Below are 18,683 nucleotides of genomic sequence, written 5' to 3'. Positions count from 1 at the left end.
TTATGAATATGCTCCGTAATTTCACAATCCGCTTCGTCATGCTGACGATCCTCGGGATCTTTTGTTTAATGTGGGCGGGTGTTGGCTTGTACAGCACCTGGTCCCTTTCTCGCGTAACGGATGGCAATGAAGTCGATCGCCAGCTGGTTAAACAGATGACGGTACTCAGCCAGGGCAACGATCAGTATTTCCGCTTTGTGACCCGTCTGAGCCGCGCAATGGAAGTTAAAGCCGCAGGCGGCACGCCGGATTTGGCCTCTGCCCAACAGGCGCTGGATAACATGGGCAAGAAACTGGCCGAGATGAAAGCCATTTCCCCAGGCCCGATGGATGAGCAGATCTCTTCCCGGGTGATCGGCACCTGGCAGGCGCTGCTTGAACAGGGCGTCACGCCGCAAATGCAGCAGGCAAAGCTGGAGGCTCTGGAGGGGTATCGCCAGCAGGCCAATAACGTCACGCCTCCGCTGAGCCGGGCATTCGGCGCGGCCGCTGAGGAGTTCAACAATGCTGCCGCGAAGTCGCTCGATAGCACCCGCGTGGTGGTGGACGGCCTGACAAGCATGACCCGCACGGTGATAATCGTCGCCACGATTATCGGCCTGCTGATCCTGCTCTTCACCGACCGCTACCTGGTGGCGATGCTGGTTAAACCGCTGGACCGCATTCGCCAGCAGTTCCGCCAGATTGCCCAGGGCGATCTCAGCCAGCCCATTGAGCCGTTTGGCCGCAACTGCGTGGGGCAGCTGGTACCGCTGCTGAGCGCCATGCAGGACAGCCTGCGCGAAGCGGTCAGCACGATTCGCTCCGGCAGTGAAAACATCTGGCGCGGCGCGACGGAAATCTCCAGCGGTAACAACGATCTCTCTTCCCGTACCGAAGAGCAGGCGGCTGCGCTGGAAGAGACGGCAGCCAGCATGGAACAGCTGACCGCCACGGTGAAACTGAACGCGGAAAGCGCGCGTCAGGCCAGCCAGCTGGCCGATGTGGCCTCAACTACCGCCAGCCGCGGCGGCTCGCTGGTGGAAGAGGTGGTAACCACCATGAGCGGGATTTCGGAAAGCTCGAAGAAAATTGCTGAAATCACCAACGTGATCAACAGCATTGCCTTCCAGACCAATATTCTGGCACTCAATGCGGCGGTTGAAGCGGCGCGCGCGGGCGAACAGGGGCGTGGTTTCGCGGTGGTGGCAGGTGAAGTTCGCAACCTGGCAAGCCGCAGCGCCAACGCGGCCAAAGAGATTGAGGGGCTGATTACCGACTCCGTTTCCCGCGTAGAGCAGGGGGCGAAGCTGGTGGGCGACACCGGCACCACCATGGATGCGATTTTGCGTGACGTGACGGAAGTGACGACCATCATGAAGCAAATCGCTTCCGCCTCTGAGGAGCAGAGCAAGGGCATTTCGCAGGTCGGGATTGCCATTACCCAGATGGACGGCGTGACCCAGCAAAACGCCTCGCTGGTGGAAGAGGTTTCCGCGGCGGCGGCGGCGCTGGAGCGCCAGACCGAAGATCTTCAACGCTCGGTGCAGAAGTTCCGCCTGACGGCATAACGCAACGTTGCAAGGCCGCCTTGTGCGGCCTTGCATTATTAACGCCTTCCCCATTCAGCGCGCGCTGAAGCTGCTATTCTTTTGCTAACCCCCCTGACGTTCTGGGCTCTCTTCTATGAGGTGTTGCTATGAACAGACCGTTATCTGTCATCCCTGTTCTCTCTTTCATTTTTCTGATGCTGTTCTCGGTTTTTGCCAGTGCGACCCAGCAGGCGCAGGAACGGCGCGTGGCGCGAGATGTCAGGCAGGAAACCCGCGACGCGTCACGGCAGGTGAAGCAGGCCTGCGTGGCGAACAATAACCAGAGCAATCACGACTGCCGTCAGGACAAGCGTCAGATGAAACAGTCCGGAAGACAAAAAGCGCGGGACATTAAGTATTAATCAGATTTGCGAGACGGCTTCCGGGAATGCCCCTTGTCGCCTCGCACTAATCGCAGTATCTTCTTGCCGCGCCTGCAAAATCAGGCGTCGGGATTGACCTCCTGGTATAAGTTACAGGTGACATGGATTACTATGTCGCGCGCACGGTTTCACCTCAATGGCGGACCGGGCGGGGGCGTCGAAAGACGCGCCGGTTTCCTGTAACGCCGGTAAGGTCAACCTCGTCTGGCTCCGCCACCCGTGAGATTGACCTCTCCGATGGCGGATATAAATACCGTTACAGGAGGCTGCCATCATGGCTACAACCCCAACCCAGACACACCCGTTATTAACCACCCCGTTCTCTCATACCACCGATTTCACCGAGCTGGCGGACAACTGCGAGCACTATGCTTATTCTCTGGTGGAGTGTGACGACATCACCGAGAAGCTGGCATTATGCGGGCGTCTCTCCACCTGCCTGTCGCTGCTGCAATCCACGCTCCATGAACCGGTTCCGGCGCATTTGATCCCGCATTTTGTCGTGAACGATCTTCCCGCACGGCTGCCCGCTTTCGAACCGGAGAGCGACCAACTCGGTCAATACTGCCAGGTTTTAACCCAGTTGCTGATTAGCCGCGCCCTGCCACAGGAGATGGCGCGCGTGATAGAGGATTTGCTGTGTGAGCTGGTGGGATATTACGCCGATACGCTAAAAGCGCCGCGCTGGATAAATACGCCGGAAGGAAATATCGCGATTAATTAAGATTGTTTTCTGTTGCCGGGTGGCGGCTGCGCCTTACCCGGCCTGGGTTATTATTTTCATGTGTTAATGTAACAATATATTTGGCATTTTCTGCACCGTAAAAGCGATGGGCATTAATATAGTCTTAAGCTCCTCCCGACATAATTAATTTTCTTATTTTACCGGAAATAATACAGTCTATGAAAAAACTCTATATTGTATTGGCCGCCATGGCAGGCCTGGCTATGGTCAATTCAGCAATGGCGCAAAGCGTCACCGTGGATGTTCCGAGCGGTTATAAAGTAGTGATTGTCCCGTCATCCACCACGGTTCCGCAGGCGGTGACCGTTGCGCCAGCACCGTCACAAACTGTCTATGCCGCGCCAGCGCCTGCTCCGGTTTATCACCCGCGTGCGCGGCATGTGGCGAGCGTGGCTGAAGGGATGGTGATTGAGCATCAGTACGACGATCATCATTGATGCTTCGCCCGGGTAGTACATCCGGGCCTATTTTGATGCACCTCTCACGCTGTTGCGTTTAATCCTGCTGTTGCAATTCGGGAAATCGGGTTTCCCGTTGCAGATGCCACTTCTGCGATACGCTTAAATGAGGGGTTACCGTTTGGTGAAAGTGATTTGTAGAGTGATTCGCGGGAAATACCTGCACGTTTTGCGATAACGGTCATCCCGCCAGAGGCTTCAATGACATGGCGTAAAGCCAGCATGAACGCCTCATAGCCTCCGGGCTCGTCAATTTCAATGAAAGCCTGATGAAGATATACGGGCGCGAAATCCGGAGAATCTTTCAGGAGCTGTACCATTGCGTCATCATGTAGTACTGATTTAGCCATTGCGATTTCCTCTTATATTCTTCGCTTGTAGTCGTTGAGGTACTCAACGGCCCTTTCAATATCTGCATTTTGCTTTTTTTTCGTTCCAGTCAATAACACCAGACTCACTGCGCCATCTGCCGGATCGGAGACTTCGCTGAAAAATAGACACGGTAACCCGGCCCCTGGTTAATTCTGAGCTCTGAAACGCTCTCTCTGCATGGCTTGCAATCACCATAGTTACCCGTTGACATTCTGGCGACACGCGTAGCAATCATGGCTTTTGCTATGGGATCTTTCACACTTCTCAGATATGCATCAAAAGGATCGTACCCGTCAGCTGTGATGTAGTGTTTAACCTTAGCCATTATTGTAGCCTGTAGTTTACGATAAGCAAATGCATTGTAATCTTCAGGCTACGACAGGCAACTGTTCACAGGGTTGTGACAGTGGGGAAGATGTGATTTCTGAAAGCGGATCGCAAATATTCGAGACCGTTGTGTTCGGCCTTTCTCAGCATCACACTCAGCAATGCGGCAGCAGGCTAAGCGCTTGCTTAACCGCCGCCTGCAAACGAGATTCCGGAACACCGTCCCTGGCCTGCACCGACAAACCATGTAAAAAGACGGCAAAATAGTCTCCCAGACTCTCTGCATCGGTCGTATCCGGCAGTTCACCGTTATGCACTGCCTGATGGAGACGGTCGATGATCTGCTGCGTACGCTGCAGGCGATGCTGTGCCAGCCAGGTTTTGAGCGTTTCATTTTCCGCACTGACGCTGGCTGCAGAGGCCACCACCATACATCCTTGCGGCAAATCCGGATGGCAGTACAGGTGAGCCGCATCCATTAACAGCGTCTGGATGGTATCCCGCACGTTGCCCCCTGCGGATAAGGCCCGATCCGCAAAACCGCCTTCCTGTTTTTCGTAATCGGCGATAGCTTCCCGAAAGAGCTGCTCTTTTGAACCGAACGCCTTGTAAATTCGTGCCGATGCAATCCCCAGCTCTGCCACCAGATCCGACATTGAGGTTCCTTCATAACCCTGTCGCCAGAACAGGTTGCGCGCTTTGATAAGCGCCTGGTCACGATCGAACTGGCGCGGTCTGCCTGCCATTTTGTTGCTCCGGTTGGTCCTGAATTCAGTGAAACAGGATCGCCTAAATCATCTGGATTACCAATGAATTTATAATTTTCGCTTGCGGTTATCCGGCTTTACTCCTATTGTTTGTCAATCGACAAACAATAGGAGTATACGATGAAAACCCTCAAAGGTCCCTCTCTCCATCTGGCTCAGTTCAGCGATGATGCGGCCCCATTCAATAATTTGCCTGCGATCGCCCGGTGGGCGGCGGAAACGGGGTTTAGCGCTCTGCAAATCCCGGTATGGGATCGCCGTCTCTTCGACGTGGCGACGGCGGCAGAAAGCCAGACCTACTGCGACGATCTGACCGGTATGCTGGCGGAGCATGGCCTGGTGGTGAGTGAGCTGACCAGCCACATCTTCGGCCAACTGATGGCGGTACATCCTGCTTACGATAGCTTATGCGACAGCTTTGCGCCGCCGGAAGTCCACGGCAACCCACAGGCCCGCGGCGAATGGGCACAGCAACAGCTGCTGATGGCGGTCAAGGCCTCTGCCAGGCTTGGACTCAGCGATCTGGGTACCTTCTCTGGCTCGCTGGCGTGGCCCTATTTGTTCCCGTTCCCGCAGCGGCCGGAAGGGTTAATTGAAACCGCCTTTGACGAGCTGGCCAGGCGCTGGATGCCGGTGCTCAACGCCTGTGACGAGCAGGGTATTAACCTCTGCTATGAGATCCACCCGAGCGAAGATCTTCATGATGGGGTGACGTTTGAAATGTTTTATCAAAGGGTGAAAGAGCATCCCCGCTGCCGGATACTTTTCGACCCCAGCCACATGGTGCTACAGCAGCTTAACTATCTGGATTTTATTGATATTTATAAGGACATGATCAACATGTTCCACGTCAAAGACGCTGAATTTAATCCGACCGGGCGTCAGGGTATTTATGGTGGCTATCAGTCCTGGGTCGATCGTGCAGGACGTTTTCGCTCATTGGGTGACGGCCAGGTTGATTTCAGGGCTATTTTCTCGAAGCTGACCCAATACGATTACGCTGGCTGGGCAACCCTGGAGTGGGAGTGCTGTCTGAAAAACCCGCAGGATGGCGCCAGAGAAGGGGCAGCGTTCATCCGCGACCACATTATTCACATCACCGATAAAGTCTTCGATGATTTCGCCGGTGCGCCAGTTAACCCTCAGCAAATCAACGCATTACTCGGCATTCGCTAAGCCACGACATCACAGGGAGTCCCCATGGAACAACAATACGGTGAGATCGCGCACGCGGATCTCAGGGCAGAACACGTCTATATGAAAGTTAACGGACAGCGCATCCACTGCGTTGTAGCGGGAAAAGGACAACCGGTATTGCTGATACCGGGCTGGCCGCAGACCTGGTATACCTGGCGCTATGTCCTTCAGGCGCTGGCGGCGGCGGGTTTTCAGGCGATAGCGGTCGACCCTCCGGGCATTGGTGAGTCAGATAAACCGCGCGACGGCTATGACACCGGACGTGTCGGTGCCATGCTGCATACCATGATGGCGCAGTTGGGTCATGCGCGTTATAGCATAGTAGGCCACGATATTGGCATGTGGGTTGGATACGCCATGGCGAGCGATTTTCCTCAGGCAATAGAACGACTTGTGCTGACAGAAGCGGTTATCCCTGGACTGGCCCCACCGCCGCCGATTTTTGTCGCACCGGAAGAGAACATCTTTCTCTGGCACTTCATGTTCAATCAACTGGCGGATCTACCCGAAACCCTGACCAGCGGGCGCGAATCACAGTATCTCAGCTATATTTTCGACCGCTGGTCTCATCGACGTGAACGGGTTGCCGCAGAGGTGTATATCGCCGCCTATTCAACACCCGGCGGGCTGCGTGCGGGCTTCGACTATTATCGCGCTATCCCGGAAACCATCCGGCAGAACCAGCGCCGTGCGCAAACGCCTTTAACCATGCCGGTGTTAACGGTGGGGGCCGAACATGCGACGCGCGATGCGCCGTTGATAACCCTACAGGGCAATGCCCTTGATTTGCGTGGCGAGACGGTGGCGGACTGCGGGCATTTTATTACCGAAGAGTGTCATGAGGCGTTTATTGGGCTAATCGTACCCTTTCTCTCAGAAGACACCGATCGTGCCGCTTGATAAACACATTGCTGACTTTCTGGCTGCGTCATCGGGCGCGCCGCAACCGGCGTCGTTAGCCGACCTGCGTGCCGCCACCGAAGTGGATTTGCTGCGGCTTCAGGGTGAGGAGGAAACAGGTGGCGGCATTCAACATTACGTTGTTATCGCTGATGATGGTTACGCTATCAGCCTTCGCGCGTATACGCCTGCTGCCTCAAACGCTGAAATCGCACAGCCTGCGATGCTGTTTGCTCACGGCGGCGGATGGTGTCTGGGCTCGCTGTCGCTGTACGATCGGCCCTGTCAGGCATTGGCTAATGCCACTGGCCGGAAAATACTCTCCGTTGATTACCGTCTGGCACCGGAGTTCCCCTTCCCAAGGCCGTTAGAAGATGTTTATCAGGCACTGTGCTGGGCCAGTGAACAGGCCGCGCTTTTGGGGATAGATGCGACCCGTCTGGCGGTGGGCGGCGACAGTGCAGGCGGCAATCTTGCTGCCGCGACAGCTCTGCTGGCCCGGGATCGCGGCGGACCTCACATTGAGCATCAGTTGCTGCTCTACCCGGCGTTAAGTCGCGAAATGTCGTCCCAAAGCTATTGTGAATTTGCTGAAGGTTATTATTTAACGCGAGATGCGATGGCGTTTTGCTGGGAAAACTATCTGGGAGAATGTCGTCATCCTTATGCCGAGCCGCTGCATATGGCCTCGCTGAGGGGGTTACCGCCAGCAACCATCCTGAGCTGTGAATATGATCCCCTGCGCGATGAGGCTGAAGAGTATGCGCTGCGGCTTGAGGAGGCGGGGGTGCCAGTACGCTGCGAACGGTTGCCGGGAATGGTACATGCCTGCATTCATATGTCAGGGTTAACGCCAGCCGCGCGTCGGTTGTTCGAACGGGCTTGTATCTAATTCAAAAACACAAAAAACCCAGCGCGATCGCTGGGTTTATTATTCATGCCTGTTCACAAGGTGGCACACCACCTTAGTGCGTCGCTTCACCAATCAGCGCACCTGAACCGGCACCAACGGCCGCACCTTTCAGCACGCTCTTGCCGGTAACCGCTGCGGCACCTGCGCCCACGGCAGCACCTACCGCGCCACCTTTACGCGCGGCTTTACCTTTGTCGCCGTTTTTGAACATGGCACCGGTGCCTGCGCCCACGACGGCGCCGCCAACGGTTGATTTCAGATCTTTGCCCGTGGCCGCGCCAATGGCAGCGCCTGCTACCGCGCCAGCGGCGGTTTTGTCGATGGCCATTCCCGAGGTGGAAAAAATGAGGGCGCTGATAACCAGCGTTGTTTTAATAAGTTTCATAACAGATCCTTTGTGACTGCTGTCGGTTGAGACGTCATTTCTCACTTTCTGACGCGAGAAAAACGGCCAGATAGTGCCAGCAATACCGACTCAACCTTTAAGCTAATCATGCCCTGGATAAGGATCTTTGCTGCCGGGCGGCGAACCGCCCGGTCAGTCGTCACGCCTGACGTTTGTCTTCGGTATTCGTCTCGAAGTCGCTCGCCGCGTGGCGTTCGTGAAGCTGCTCGTTCAGCTCGCCGCTGGTGCGGTTAACGATACGTCCGCGCTTAACGGCATGGCGGTTCGCCACGTCTTTCGCCCAGCGCTGCACGTTAGCGTACTTCTCTGCATCCAGGAACTCGGCGGCGTTATACACGCTGCCCAGCGCCACGCAGCCGAACCATGGCCAGATGGCGATATCCGCGATGGTGTACTCTTCACCCGCCACGTAGCGACCGCGCGCCAGCTGTTTATCCAGCACGTCGAACAGGCGTTTGGCTTCCATGGTGAAGCGGTCAATCGCGTACTCAATTTTCACCGGGGCATAGTTGTAGAAGTGACCAAAACCGCCGCCGAGGAACGGCGCCGCGCCCTGCAGCCAGAACAGCCAGTTCAGCGTCTCGGTGCGTCCCGCCGGATCCTTCGGCAGGAAGTGGCCGAATTTCTCTGCCAGGTAAAGCAGGATATTGCCGGATTCAAATACGCGCGTTGGCGGGTTCGTGGAGTGGTCACGCAGCGCCGGTATTTTCGAGTTCGGGTTCACGTCTACAAACCCGCTGGAGAACTGATCGCCTTCGCCGATGCGAATTAACCAGGCGTCATACTCCGCGCCCGTCACGCCCAGGGCCAGCAGCTCTTCGAGCATGATCGTCACTTTCTGGCCGTTGGGTGTCCCCAGCGAGTAGAGCTGCAGCGGGTGCGAACCGACGGGCAAATCCTTCTCATGCGTTGCGCCGGAGATCGGGCGGTTAATATTGGCGAACGCGCCGCCGCCGTTCTTTTTCCATTCCCACACTTTTGGTGGCTGATACGTGTTGTCTGACATGTTGGCCTGCCTTTTGAGTGATGTGTTGAGGCAGTGTAGCAGGAGATTTGTGAAGCGTTTAACGAACTGAGCGTAATCGATCTGCCGCTATTCCTTCCGGCGCTTATATATATCAAATCCGGCATAAGCTTAATCGAAAATCGCATTTTCATAATTAATGCGTAAACCGATAAAGCTGAATATGATGCTTCAACATAAATAAAAGATGCAGTAATAAACACTTTATAAGGCAAGGAGTTAGTGAGATGCGCAAGCTTCTGTTATCGGCAGTGGTGGTTTCGCTCGCGTTAGGCCTGGCTGGCTGTGATGATGCGAAAAATAAAGAGACAAACAGTGCGGCTGCGGCAAAAAGCGACGCGCCAAAAGAGGGCGGTTCGCTGATTATCGGGATTACCTCCGGCGACCCGTTAGCCGTTAATCCGCTCTATGCCAGTGACCGTACAACGTTAACGATCATGCAGGCGCTCTATGCCCCGCTGTACAGCTTTAATAACGGCAACATTGAGTGGGGCCTGGCGGAAAGCCTGACGCCCTCCGCCGACAACCTGAGCTATACCCTGACGTTAAAACCCAACCTCAAATGGCAGGACGGACAGCCGCTGACGGCGGACGACGTGGTCTTCACCTTCAATAAGCTGCTGGATGCCAAACAGCACAGCTTCTTCCGCAGCATGTTTACCTACGGCGGCAAGCCTGTTGAGGTGAGCAAGGTGGATGAGCGCACCGTTAAGTTCACCTTACCGCAGGTCAGCGCGGCCTTTACCGGAACTCTGGTGCAGATATACCCGATCCCGCAGCACGTGTTCGCCGGTGAAGGCGACCTGGAAAAGAGCACCAAAAACGATGCGCCGGTAGGCTCCGGGCCGTTCAAATTTAAAGAGTACCGCGCCGGGCAGTATTACGCCCTGACCCGTTTTGACGATTACTGGAACGGCAAAGCGAAGCTTGATTCAGTCACCTACCGTTTCGCCAAAGACAGCAACGCCGCCAACCTTGCGCTGCAAAACGGTGAAATCAACCTCAAGATGGTTGACCCGCAGGATGTAAACCGCCTGAAAAATACCGGTAAGTTTGACTTCGTGGTCTATCCGGAAGGCCGTCTGGCCTATATGACGTTCAACCAGAACGTGCCGGTGATGAAGAGCAAAGCGCTGCGTCAGGCCATCGCGTATGCCATCAACAAAGACGAGCTAACCCAGACCGCGTTTACCTCGCTGGACTACGCTAAACCGGCGACCTCGTTCCTGACGCCAGATACGCTTTACAAGACGGATGACGTTGAACAGTACAAATTCGATCTGCAAAAAGCCAAAGACCTGCTGAAGACGTCCGGCGCGCCGGACAACCTCAAGCTGCGCCTGGCGTATGTGAACACCAACAAAACCCAGGAGAGCATGGCGCTCTACATTCAGCAGGCGCTGAAGGGCATTGGGGTGAACGTGGAGCTGATGCCGCTGGATTCCAACGCCATGTCTCAGCGCAGCCTCGATATGAACAATACCGCGTGGGAGCTGAACCTGGGCGGCTACATCATGGGATCAGAGCCGGACGGTTACAAATCGCTGTTCATGAGCAACGAAGCCTATAACTACGCGCACTACAAAAATCCGCAGTTTGATGCCCTGTGGGATAAAGGCGCAGTGGAAACCGACGCCGCGAAACGTGCCGATATCTACAAGCAAATTCAGCAGACCGTGGCGAACGACATGACCTACTATCCGATTGCCTACACCAATGCGACCGTCGCGGTGGACAAGCGCTTCGGCGGCACCCAGGAGGCAGAGCCGAAACCGGTCTATCTGTTCCAGGATCTGTCAAAAATCTATCAGAAATAAGTGATTGCCCCGGCCGTCAGGCCGGGGATTTTGTAAGGGCACGTCGTGAACACACTCCTCACGCGTCGGCTGCTGCAACTGCTGCCGATGCTGTTCTTTATTTCACTGGTGGCGTTTTTGCTGGTCAAGCTCGCGCCCGGCGATCCGGTGGCGGCGTACATTACGCCGCGCATGGCCCCGGAAGATATTGAGCGTATTCGCCAGAGCCTGGGGCTGGATAAGCCGCTGGTCACGCAGTACGTTCTGTGGCTGAAAAACGTCCTGCAGGGCGATCTCGGCTATTCGCTGATTTACCACCGCCCGGTGCTGGAGATGATCGGCGAACGCATTCCGGCCACGCTGGGGCTGATGGGCGCGTCGCTGCTGATGGCGATCGTGCTGGCGATCCCGCTGGGCCTGCTGGCGGGGGCATTTAAGCACCGCTGGCTGGATCACCTGCTGAACCTGTTCGCCTATATCGGCATTTCTGTTCCGATATTCTGGTTCGGCATTTTGCTCATCACCGTTTTTGCCGTGCAGCTTAACTGGTTCCCCAGCATGGGGATGCGCACCATCGGCATGGAGGACAACGGGCTGGATCTGCTGCGTCACGGCGTGCTGCCGTGTATTGCCCTCACGTTCTACAACCTCTCCAGCTACGTGCGCTACATCCGCTCCAACACCATCTCGCAGCTCTCGGCCGACTACGTGCAGACCCAGCTTGCCTACGGCGCCACGCGTTCCAGCATTCTGTTCCGCCACGTGCTGAAAAACGTGCTGCTGCCGGTGATTACCCTGTTTGGCCTGTCGTTCGGCGAGCTGATTGTGGGGGCTTATGTAACCGAGAGCGTCTTCTCCTGGCCGGGGATGGGGCTGCTCGGGATCCAGTCGATCGCCTCGCTCGACTACCCGCTGATTATGGCGATCATCATGCTCTCGTCGATGATGCTGATCGTCGGTAACCTGATCGCCGACGTGCTTTATCGCTTCGCCGATCCCCGCATTCGTACGCTGAGGTAACCCGGATGAGCAGACGCTGGCAGCAGGTTCGTCACCAGCTGCGCCGCAACCGTCCGGCGCAGTTCTCCCTGTTTGTGCTTTTTATTTTCGTTGTTGCCGCGCTCTGCGCGGGGTTAAGTCCGTACGATCCTGATCGGATGGCGCTCGGCGCGCGCACGTTGCCGCCGAATGCCGCGCACTGGTTCGGTACGGACGAGTATGGCCGCGACTACTTTACCCGCGCGCTGTATGGCGGCCAGATCTCCCTGATGGTTGGGTGTCTCGCCATGCTCTTTTCCACGCTTATCGGCACGGTGGTAGGAACGGTGAGCGGCTATTTTGGCGGCTGGCTGGATAACCTGATGATGCGCGCCGTGGATATCCTGATGGCCATTCCGGCCTTCTTCCTGCTGCTGGTAGTAAATGCTTACCTCAAGCCGGGCGTGGATAACATCATTCTGATTATCAGCCTGCTGACGTGGATGAACATGTCGCGTCTGGTGCGTGCTGAAACCCTGTCGGTGAAAGAGCGCGAGTACGTGCTTTATGCCCGCGCGTCGGGCGAGCATCCGCTGCGCATTATCGTGCGCCACATCATTCCCGGCGTGCTGCCGACCATTATCGTGGCGGCCACGCTCAATATCGCCTCGGCCATTCTGATGGAGTCAACGCTCAGCTTCTTAGGGCTGGGCGTGCAGGCGCCTGCGGCGTCGTGGGGAAGCATGCTTAACAACGCGCAGTCTTATATTGGCGAAGCGTCGTGGCTGGCGATGTTCCCCGGCATTCTGATCCTGCTGACGGTGTTCAGCTTTAACGTGCTGGGCGATGTGTTCCGTACCGCCTTTGAGCCAGGAGCGAATCGCGATGAGTAACTTATTAGCGCTTGAGAACCTGCAAACCACGTTCCGCACCCGCGAGGGTGAGGTTCACGCGGTGCGCGGCGTGAGCTTTCAGGTTCAGCCGGGCGAACTCGTCGGTATCGTCGGCGAGTCGGGCTGCGGGAAAAGCGTCACCTGTAAGTCGATTATCCAGCTTCTGGGGAGCAACGGACGGATAACCGGCGGCAGCATCCGCTTCCAGAATGAAGATCTGGCGCAGAAAACGCCCGCGCAGATGCGCGCCATTCGCGGCAACGAGATCGCGATGATTTTTCAGGATCCGATGACCGCCCTGAACCCGGTGTTGACCATCGGCAAGCAGATGTCTGAGATCCTGATGCGTAACAAAGGGCTGGCCAAAAAAGCGGCCAAAGCGGCGGCGATCGCCATGCTGGAACAGGTAGGGATTGCCGAGGCGGAACGCCGGTACGACCAGTATCCCCACGAGTTCAGCGGCGGGATGCGCCAGCGGGTGATGATCGCGATTGCGCTCTCCTGCAACCCGAAGCTTCTTATTGCCGATGAGCCGACCACCGCGCTGGACGTGACCATTCAGGCGCAGATCCTGCGCCTGCTGAAAAGTCTGCAACAGCAGACCCGGACCGCGATTTTGCTGATCACCCACGATCTCGGCGTGGTGGCGCAGGTCTGCAGCCGCGTGGTGGTGATGTACGGCGGGCTGGTGATGGAGGAGGGGAGCGTGGAGGACATTTTTTATCGCCCTGCGCATCCTTACACCCAGGGTCTGCTGGCCTCGCTGCCGCGTCCGGATGAGGTGAATCAGCGTTTATCGCCCATTGAAGGTTCGCCGCCCGGTCTGCTTAACCCGCCGCCGGGATGTCCGTTCGCGGAACGCTGCCCGAAACGCATGCCCCAGTGTGAACGGCAGCCCGCATTTTACACCACCGGAGAGGGCCATCGCGCCGCCTGCTGGCTATGGGCCGACAAGGAGATTCAGGCATGAGTGAACAACAGGCGCCATTAGTGAGCGTTCGCGATCTGCGCAAACATTATCAGCTTAACGGTGGTTTGCTGCGTAAAGGCGTGGCCGTGAAGGCGGTTGATGGCGTGAGCTTTGATATTCAGCCCGGCGAGACGTTTGGCCTGGTGGGAGAGTCCGGCTGCGGAAAATCCACTCTCGGGCGCGCTATCCTGCGCCTTTTCGATATCACCTCTGGCGAGATCCACTTTGCCGGGCAGGCGATCGCCCACGCCCGTGAAAAAGAACTCAAGCCGCTGCGCAAGCGGATGCAGGCGATCTTTCAGGATCCTTACTCCTCGCTCAACCCCGGTATGACGGTGCGACAGCTGGTGGCCGAACCGATGCAGATCCACGGCTACAGCCGCGAAGAACAGCGGGAACGAACGGAAACGCTGCTCTACAAAGTGGGGCTGAAGCACGAACACCTTGAACGGTTCCCGCATGAGTTCAGCGGCGGGCAGCGTCAGCGCATCAGTATTGCCCGCGCGTTGTCCGTGCATCCCGAATTTGTGCTGTGCGATGAGCCGCTCTCGGCGCTGGACGTCTCGGTGCAGGCCCAGGTGGTGAATATTTTGCAGGATCTGCAGCAGGAGCTGGGGCTAACCTACCTGTTCATCGCCCACGATCTCTCCATGGTGCGCCATATCTCCAGCCGCATTGGGGTGATGTATCTCGGTAAGCTAGTGGAGGTGGCCCCGGCGAATGAACTGTATCAGCGTCCGGCGCACCCTTACACCCGCGCGCTGCTGGCGGCGGTTCCCCAGCCCGATCCGCGCATCCGCAATCTCGAAGACGCCACCCTGCGCGGCGATATTCCCGGCCCCACGTCCGCGCTGCCGGGCTGTAAGTTCTGCAGCCGCTGCCCGCACGCCATGCCGGTTTGCCAGACGCAGGAGCCTGCCATGCGGGAGATTGCGCCAGGGCATTTCGCGGCGTGCTGGTTGTTTAAGATTTGAGCCTTAAACGTGTCGGGTGGCGCTTCGCTTACCCGACCTACAGGGGGTTGCGTTTTGTAGGCCGGGTAAGGCGAATTATTTGCCACGCAGGTGTATGATAAATATCCCTCTGTCAGGTTAATCACAACGTGCAGACGACGACAACTCTTAAAAATATTGCCGCCTGCCTGTTTTAGGTTGGATACATGCGTAAAGGAAAGTTAAGCAGTGATGCGCCATTCGGGACGTTGTTAGGCTATGCGCCCGGTGGCGTGGCGATTTACTCTTCAAATTACGGCAGTCTGGACCCGCGCAGCTACCCGGAAGACGCGGATTTCCGCAGCTATATCGGCAACGAATACATGGGCCACAAGTGGCAGTGCGTTGAGTTTGCCCGCCGTTTCCTGTTTCTCAACTATGGCTTCGTGTTTACCGACGTCGGCATGGCGTGGGAAATCTTCTCCCTGCGCTTTTTGCGTCAGGTGGTGAACGATAACATTCTGCCCCTGCAGGCTTTTGCCAACGGTTCGAAACGCGCGCCGCGCGCCGGGGCGCTGCTGATCTGGCAAAAGGGCGGCGAGTTTCACGAGACCGGCCACGTGGCGGTGATCACCCAGCTTCTCGACGATAAGGTGCGTATTGCGGAGCAGAACGTGATTCACTCCCCGCTGCCGCTCGGGCAGCAGTGGACGCGCGAGCTGCGTCTGAGCGTGGAGAACGGATGTTATACAATCCATGACACCTTCAACGACACGGAGATCCTCGGCTGGATGATCCAGACCGACGACGCGGAACACAGCATTCCCCAGCCGGAAATCGAAGGCGAACTGCTGAAAATCAGCGGCGCGCGGCTGAAAAACAGGCGTCAGTTCGACGGTAAATGGCTTAATGAAAATGACGCGCTGCAGCAGGCGTATATCCGCGCCAACGGCCATGTGATCAACAAAGATCCCTGCCAGTACTTCACCATTACCGAAAGCGCCGAGCAGGAGCTGATCAAGGCCACCAACGAACTGCACCTGATGTACCTGCACGCGACGGACAAGGTGCTGAAAGACGACAGCCTGCTGGCGCTTTTCGACATCCCGAAAATCCTCTGGCCGCGCCTGCGCCTCTCCTGGCAGTGGCGTCGCCACCATATGATCACCGGTCGTATGGATTTCTGCATGGATGAGCGCGGCATTAAGGTCTACGAGTACAACGCCGACTCCGCGTCCTGCCATACCGAGGGCGGGCTGATTCTCGAAGAGTGGGTGAAAAACGGCTATCGCGGTAACGGGCATAACCCGGCGGAAGGGCTGCTGGAAGAGCTGACCGGCGCATGGAAGCACAGCCACGCGCGGCCGTTCGTCCACATCATGCAGGACAACGATGTCGAAGAGGACTATCACGCGCTCTTTATTCAGCGTTCGCTGATGCAGGCCGGTTTCGAAACCAAAATCCTGCACGGGCTGGAGGCGCTCAGCTGGGATGCCGCCGGGCAGCTGATTGACGACGAAGGCCGCCACGTCAACTGCGTGTGGAAAACCTGGGCGTGGGAAACGGCGATAGAGCAGATCCGCGAGGTCAGCGAAACCGAATACGCCGCCGTACCGATCCGCACCGGACATCCCGAGGGCGAGGTGCGCCTGATTGACGTCCTGCTGCGCCCGGAGGTGCTGGTCTTCGAACCGCTGTGGACCGTGATTCCCGGCAACAAGGCGATTCTCCCGGTCCTGTGGCAGCTGTTCCCGAATCACCGCTACCTGCTCGACACCGATTTTGAGGTTAACGATCTGCTGAAGCAGACCGGATACGCCGTCAAGCCGATTGCCGGACGCTGCGGCAGCAATATCGATCTCATCAGCGCCCAGGACGAACTGCTGGATAAATCCAGCGGCAAGTTTGTCGACCGTAAAAATATCTACCAGCAGCTGTGGTGCCTGCCGAAGGTCGACGGCAAGTACATACAGGTCTGCACCTTTACCGTGGGCGGGAACTACGGGGGAACCTGTCTGCGCGGCGATGACTCGCTGGTGGTGAAGAAAGAGAGCGATATCGAGCCGCTAGTGGTAGTGAACAATTAGATATCAATCGTAGCCCAGATGTATCTGGGCTATATGATTTCTTATTTATTTCATGGGTAGATAGTTTTCTACTATTGCGTTGATTTCGGAAGGAAGGCTTTCTTTAAAATAAGAAAAGTTAGTTGCATTTCTATCAATAAATACACGGATTATATAATGGATAGTTTGATACTGATTAAGTTTATACCCACATTCATCAAGGCGTTTTGCTGTATAGCTATTGTTAAGGTTTTTAACAAGAAGTTTAACTTCTGTTTTTTGTATATCCTTAAATGCTACATCTGTTTGTATATCAATGCAAAATTGATCTTTATTGAAATGTGAGCTAACTAGTTTATTTAATTCATCTTTAATTGATGCGGTGAGTTCTTTCGAAGTTGTATCATTTATAGTAACGTTTTTAACGTAATGTTTTTTCTCGAATACTTTTGACCAAGGACGTCTTTCGATAATGTCATTGAGAATTTTTTTATTGCTCGCAATATTGTTTGTTTTATCTATCCACAATCCCAACTTTTCATTGAGAAAATGGTCGTCGCTACAATCAAGATAGAAATCAGACATTAGATGTTCCGGGTTTTGCCCTGAAGCCTTTTTTGTTCGCAGTTCGTCAATGATAAGATTCTTCTGGGCGGTGGACTTCATATTCTCGCAAAGTTTATTAAGCATTGATGAAATGGAACGATTAGTTTTATGAAAATAAATTTGAGAAAAAAGACTGGATCTTGCTCCAATGAACTCGACAACAGAGTCAATTCCGCTTTCTTTATAAGCTAGAAAAAGTTTACCTTCTGATTCTACAGGTACAATAGACATAAAAAGTCTATTGTAGTCATAAATCCCACTCTTTACACCTGAGAAATAACTGTCTCTTAGCAGATAATCCATCCTGTCGGCATCAATTGGGCAGGATGATATGATCGATGTTAATAAAGGAAGTAAATCAATTTCATTTTGGCCAATTTTGCATGAAATTTTTCTGTCGCCATATTCTTTTTCAATAATTTTTAAAACGTTTTCTGTGTTGATGTTTTCCAGAAGATTTTCTTCTTTACTTATGTCAGCGAAAATCATTGATGCAAAAATTAAAGAGATATGCTCATGCTCTACGGGAGCATCGTCTTTTTCTATGAGGTTGAATATTTCATGATGTTTATTTTTTAAGAAAGATTTCAGTTCATTCTTTGTCGGCATAAAACTTTCGAACTGATGCGACATTGGACCATGCCCTACATCATGAAGGAGTGCAGCTAATCTTAATTCTTGTATATGACAACTGGGGATTTCATTGATATAACAAAAGACATGCCCATCTTGATATTTATTATTATATCTAATGGCATTGAGTCGAAGGTTTTCTATTATTTCATATGATAAATGTAGAACACCTAATGAGTGTTCGAATCGGCTATGAACAGCGGAGGGAAAAACTTTATACAGAAAAGAGTTTTGTTTAATGTTTCTTAATCGTTGAAATAAAGGATGGTCAATAACTGCCATTTCTAAATTCGTAAGTCTTATAATTCCGTGTATTGGATCAAGGATTTTACGAGTTAAATCATTCTCGAATTCCATTAATGGCTCCATAAATATTGGCTGTGCTTTAAAGTGTGATATGTAGAAAACTATGCTTGTCAAATAACTGATTTATAAAATCATTAATATAGAATATGAGGTTTTAAGCAATTTTGAATTCTGATTGTGTGAAGTTGATCAAGATTTTGATGCTAAAAAGTACTTTGTGTATTATTTTTAACAGAGCCTGTGTCACAGGTAACATCTTACAGTGAGTACTTTTTCTAAAAGAAGAGAAGTGATATTTCGAGATTTTACGTTTATTCATATGAAAAGAGTGTATTTTTGAGTCGGTTTTGCTGCATGGATACTTCAGTGAGAAAAAGAAATGATTATTTTGGAAATACTTCTTGACGGTGTAATTTATTGTTTTTGAGTTAGATATATTT

At 54.3% G+C, this 18,683-nt stretch carries 18 protein-coding genes and 1 pseudogene; 13 read left to right on the top strand and 6 right to left on the bottom strand.

Annotated features, from left to right (window positions below; genetic code table 11):
* The first annotated feature begins 2 nt into the window (after positions 1-2).
* The 4 genes from AC2TE5_RS19250 to AC2TE5_RS19235 all read left to right on the top strand — a co-directional run bounded on the left by AC2TE5_RS19250 (position 3) and on the right by AC2TE5_RS19235 (position 3,136).
* Positions 3-1,550, top strand: a complete 1,548-nt coding sequence (locus AC2TE5_RS19250; protein ID WP_370732324.1) for a methyl-accepting chemotaxis protein — start codon at positions 3-5, stop codon at positions 1,548-1,550.
* A gap of 128 nt (positions 1,551-1,678) precedes the next feature.
* Positions 1,679-1,933: a hypothetical protein gene (locus AC2TE5_RS19245; RefSeq protein WP_213330205.1), complete on the top strand. Its 255-nt coding sequence runs from the start codon at positions 1,679-1,681 to the stop codon at positions 1,931-1,933.
* Between the two features lie 295 nt (positions 1,934-2,228).
* Positions 2,229-2,678 carry a hypothetical protein gene (locus AC2TE5_RS19240; protein WP_484612214.1) on the top strand — a complete coding sequence of 150 codons (450 nt, stop codon included), beginning with the start codon at positions 2,229-2,231 and terminating at the stop codon, positions 2,676-2,678.
* Positions 2,679-2,857: 179 nt separating this feature from the next.
* Positions 2,858-3,136 carry a hypothetical protein gene (locus AC2TE5_RS19235; RefSeq protein ID WP_133550511.1) on the top strand — a complete coding sequence of 93 codons (279 nt, stop codon included), beginning with the start codon at positions 2,858-2,860 and terminating at the stop codon, positions 3,134-3,136.
* A gap of 44 nt (positions 3,137-3,180) precedes the next feature.
* On the opposite strand, the gene AC2TE5_RS19230 is transcribed toward AC2TE5_RS19235, so the two are convergent.
* From AC2TE5_RS19230 to AC2TE5_RS19220, 3 genes and pseudogenes are all read right to left on the bottom strand, one after another.
* On the bottom strand, positions 3,181-3,507 hold the full coding sequence (locus AC2TE5_RS19230; RefSeq protein ID WP_023333393.1) for a helix-turn-helix domain-containing transcriptional regulator: 327 nt from the start codon (positions 3,505-3,507) through the stop codon (positions 3,181-3,183).
* Positions 3,508-3,519: 12 nt separating this feature from the next.
* Positions 3,520-3,854, bottom strand: a pseudogene (locus tag AC2TE5_RS19225) (type II toxin-antitoxin system RelE/ParE family toxin).
* Between the two features lie 157 nt (positions 3,855-4,011).
* Complete coding sequence (locus tag AC2TE5_RS19220; protein WP_484612213.1) at positions 4,012-4,602, bottom strand: TetR/AcrR family transcriptional regulator; 591 nt, start codon at positions 4,600-4,602, stop codon at positions 4,012-4,014.
* Positions 4,603-4,743: 141 nt separating this feature from the next.
* Here AC2TE5_RS19220 and AC2TE5_RS19215 point away from each other — a divergent pair, with 141 nt between their 5' ends.
* The 3 genes from AC2TE5_RS19215 to AC2TE5_RS19205 are packed head-to-tail and all read left to right on the top strand — an operon-like array spanning position 4,744 to position 7,612.
* Positions 4,744-5,799, top strand: coding sequence for a sugar phosphate isomerase/epimerase family protein (locus tag AC2TE5_RS19215; protein ID WP_484612212.1), 1,056 nt, complete (start codon positions 4,744-4,746; stop codon positions 5,797-5,799).
* 24 nt (positions 5,800-5,823) lie between these two features.
* Complete coding sequence (locus AC2TE5_RS19210) at positions 5,824-6,720, top strand: alpha/beta fold hydrolase (protein WP_484612211.1); 897 nt, start codon at positions 5,824-5,826, stop codon at positions 6,718-6,720.
* Entirely contained in the window at positions 6,710-7,612 is a 903-nt protein-coding gene (locus AC2TE5_RS19205; protein WP_484612210.1) for an alpha/beta hydrolase, read from the top strand. Before AC2TE5_RS19210 ends, AC2TE5_RS19205 begins: the two co-directional genes overlap by 11 nt.
* Positions 7,613-7,685: 73 nt before the next feature.
* Here AC2TE5_RS19205 and AC2TE5_RS19200 read toward each other — a convergent pair whose 3' ends face one another.
* Positions 7,686-8,018, bottom strand: a complete 333-nt coding sequence (locus AC2TE5_RS19200; protein ID WP_213330193.1) for a glycine zipper domain-containing protein — start codon at positions 8,016-8,018, stop codon at positions 7,686-7,688.
* A gap of 160 nt (positions 8,019-8,178) precedes the next feature.
* Positions 8,179-9,045: a glutathione-dependent disulfide-bond oxidoreductase gene (gene yghU, locus AC2TE5_RS19195; protein WP_213330191.1), complete on the bottom strand. Its 867-nt coding sequence runs from the start codon at positions 9,043-9,045 to the stop codon at positions 8,179-8,181.
* Between the two features lie 245 nt (positions 9,046-9,290).
* Here yghU and AC2TE5_RS19190 point away from each other — a divergent pair, with 245 nt between their 5' ends.
* The 6 genes from AC2TE5_RS19190 (at position 9,291) to gss (ending at position 16,719) form a co-directional block, all read left to right on the top strand.
* A complete protein-coding gene (locus tag AC2TE5_RS19190; RefSeq protein ID WP_193940463.1) occupies positions 9,291-10,880 on the top strand; it encodes an ABC transporter substrate-binding protein in 1,590 nt (529 codons plus the stop codon).
* Positions 10,881-10,925: 45 nt separating this feature from the next.
* Positions 10,926-11,879: an ABC transporter permease gene (locus AC2TE5_RS19185; RefSeq protein ID WP_010435561.1), complete on the top strand. Its 954-nt coding sequence runs from the start codon at positions 10,926-10,928 to the stop codon at positions 11,877-11,879.
* A gap of 5 nt (positions 11,880-11,884) precedes the next feature.
* On the top strand, positions 11,885-12,730 hold the full coding sequence (locus AC2TE5_RS19180) for an ABC transporter permease (RefSeq protein ID WP_213330189.1): 846 nt from the start codon (positions 11,885-11,887) through the stop codon (positions 12,728-12,730).
* Positions 12,723-13,700 (top strand): ABC transporter ATP-binding protein, encoded by a 978-nt coding sequence (locus tag AC2TE5_RS19175; RefSeq protein ID WP_484612209.1) that lies wholly within the window; start codon positions 12,723-12,725, stop codon positions 13,698-13,700. The genes AC2TE5_RS19180 and AC2TE5_RS19175 overlap by 8 nt, the downstream gene beginning before the upstream one ends.
* A complete protein-coding gene (locus tag AC2TE5_RS19170; RefSeq protein ID WP_484612208.1) occupies positions 13,697-14,674 on the top strand; it encodes an ABC transporter ATP-binding protein in 978 nt (325 codons plus the stop codon). The genes AC2TE5_RS19175 and AC2TE5_RS19170 overlap by 4 nt, the downstream gene beginning before the upstream one ends.
* Before the next feature lie 185 nt (positions 14,675-14,859).
* Positions 14,860-16,719 carry a bifunctional glutathionylspermidine amidase/synthase gene (gene gss, locus AC2TE5_RS19165; RefSeq protein ID WP_484612207.1) on the top strand — a complete coding sequence of 620 codons (1,860 nt, stop codon included), beginning with the start codon at positions 14,860-14,862 and terminating at the stop codon, positions 16,717-16,719.
* A 45-nt stretch (positions 16,720-16,764) separates the two neighbouring features.
* Here the strand turns inward: gss and AC2TE5_RS19160 are convergent, their stop codons facing one another.
* Positions 16,765-18,294, bottom strand: coding sequence for an HD domain-containing protein (locus AC2TE5_RS19160; RefSeq protein WP_484612206.1), 1,530 nt, complete (start codon positions 18,292-18,294; stop codon positions 16,765-16,767).
* Positions 18,295-18,683: the final 389 nt, after the last annotated feature.

Source organism: Enterobacter sp. N5-15, assembly GCF_057221635.1.
The sequence above is the reverse complement of the archived record's forward strand: the minus strand, read 5'-3'. Positions and strand labels throughout refer to the sequence as shown.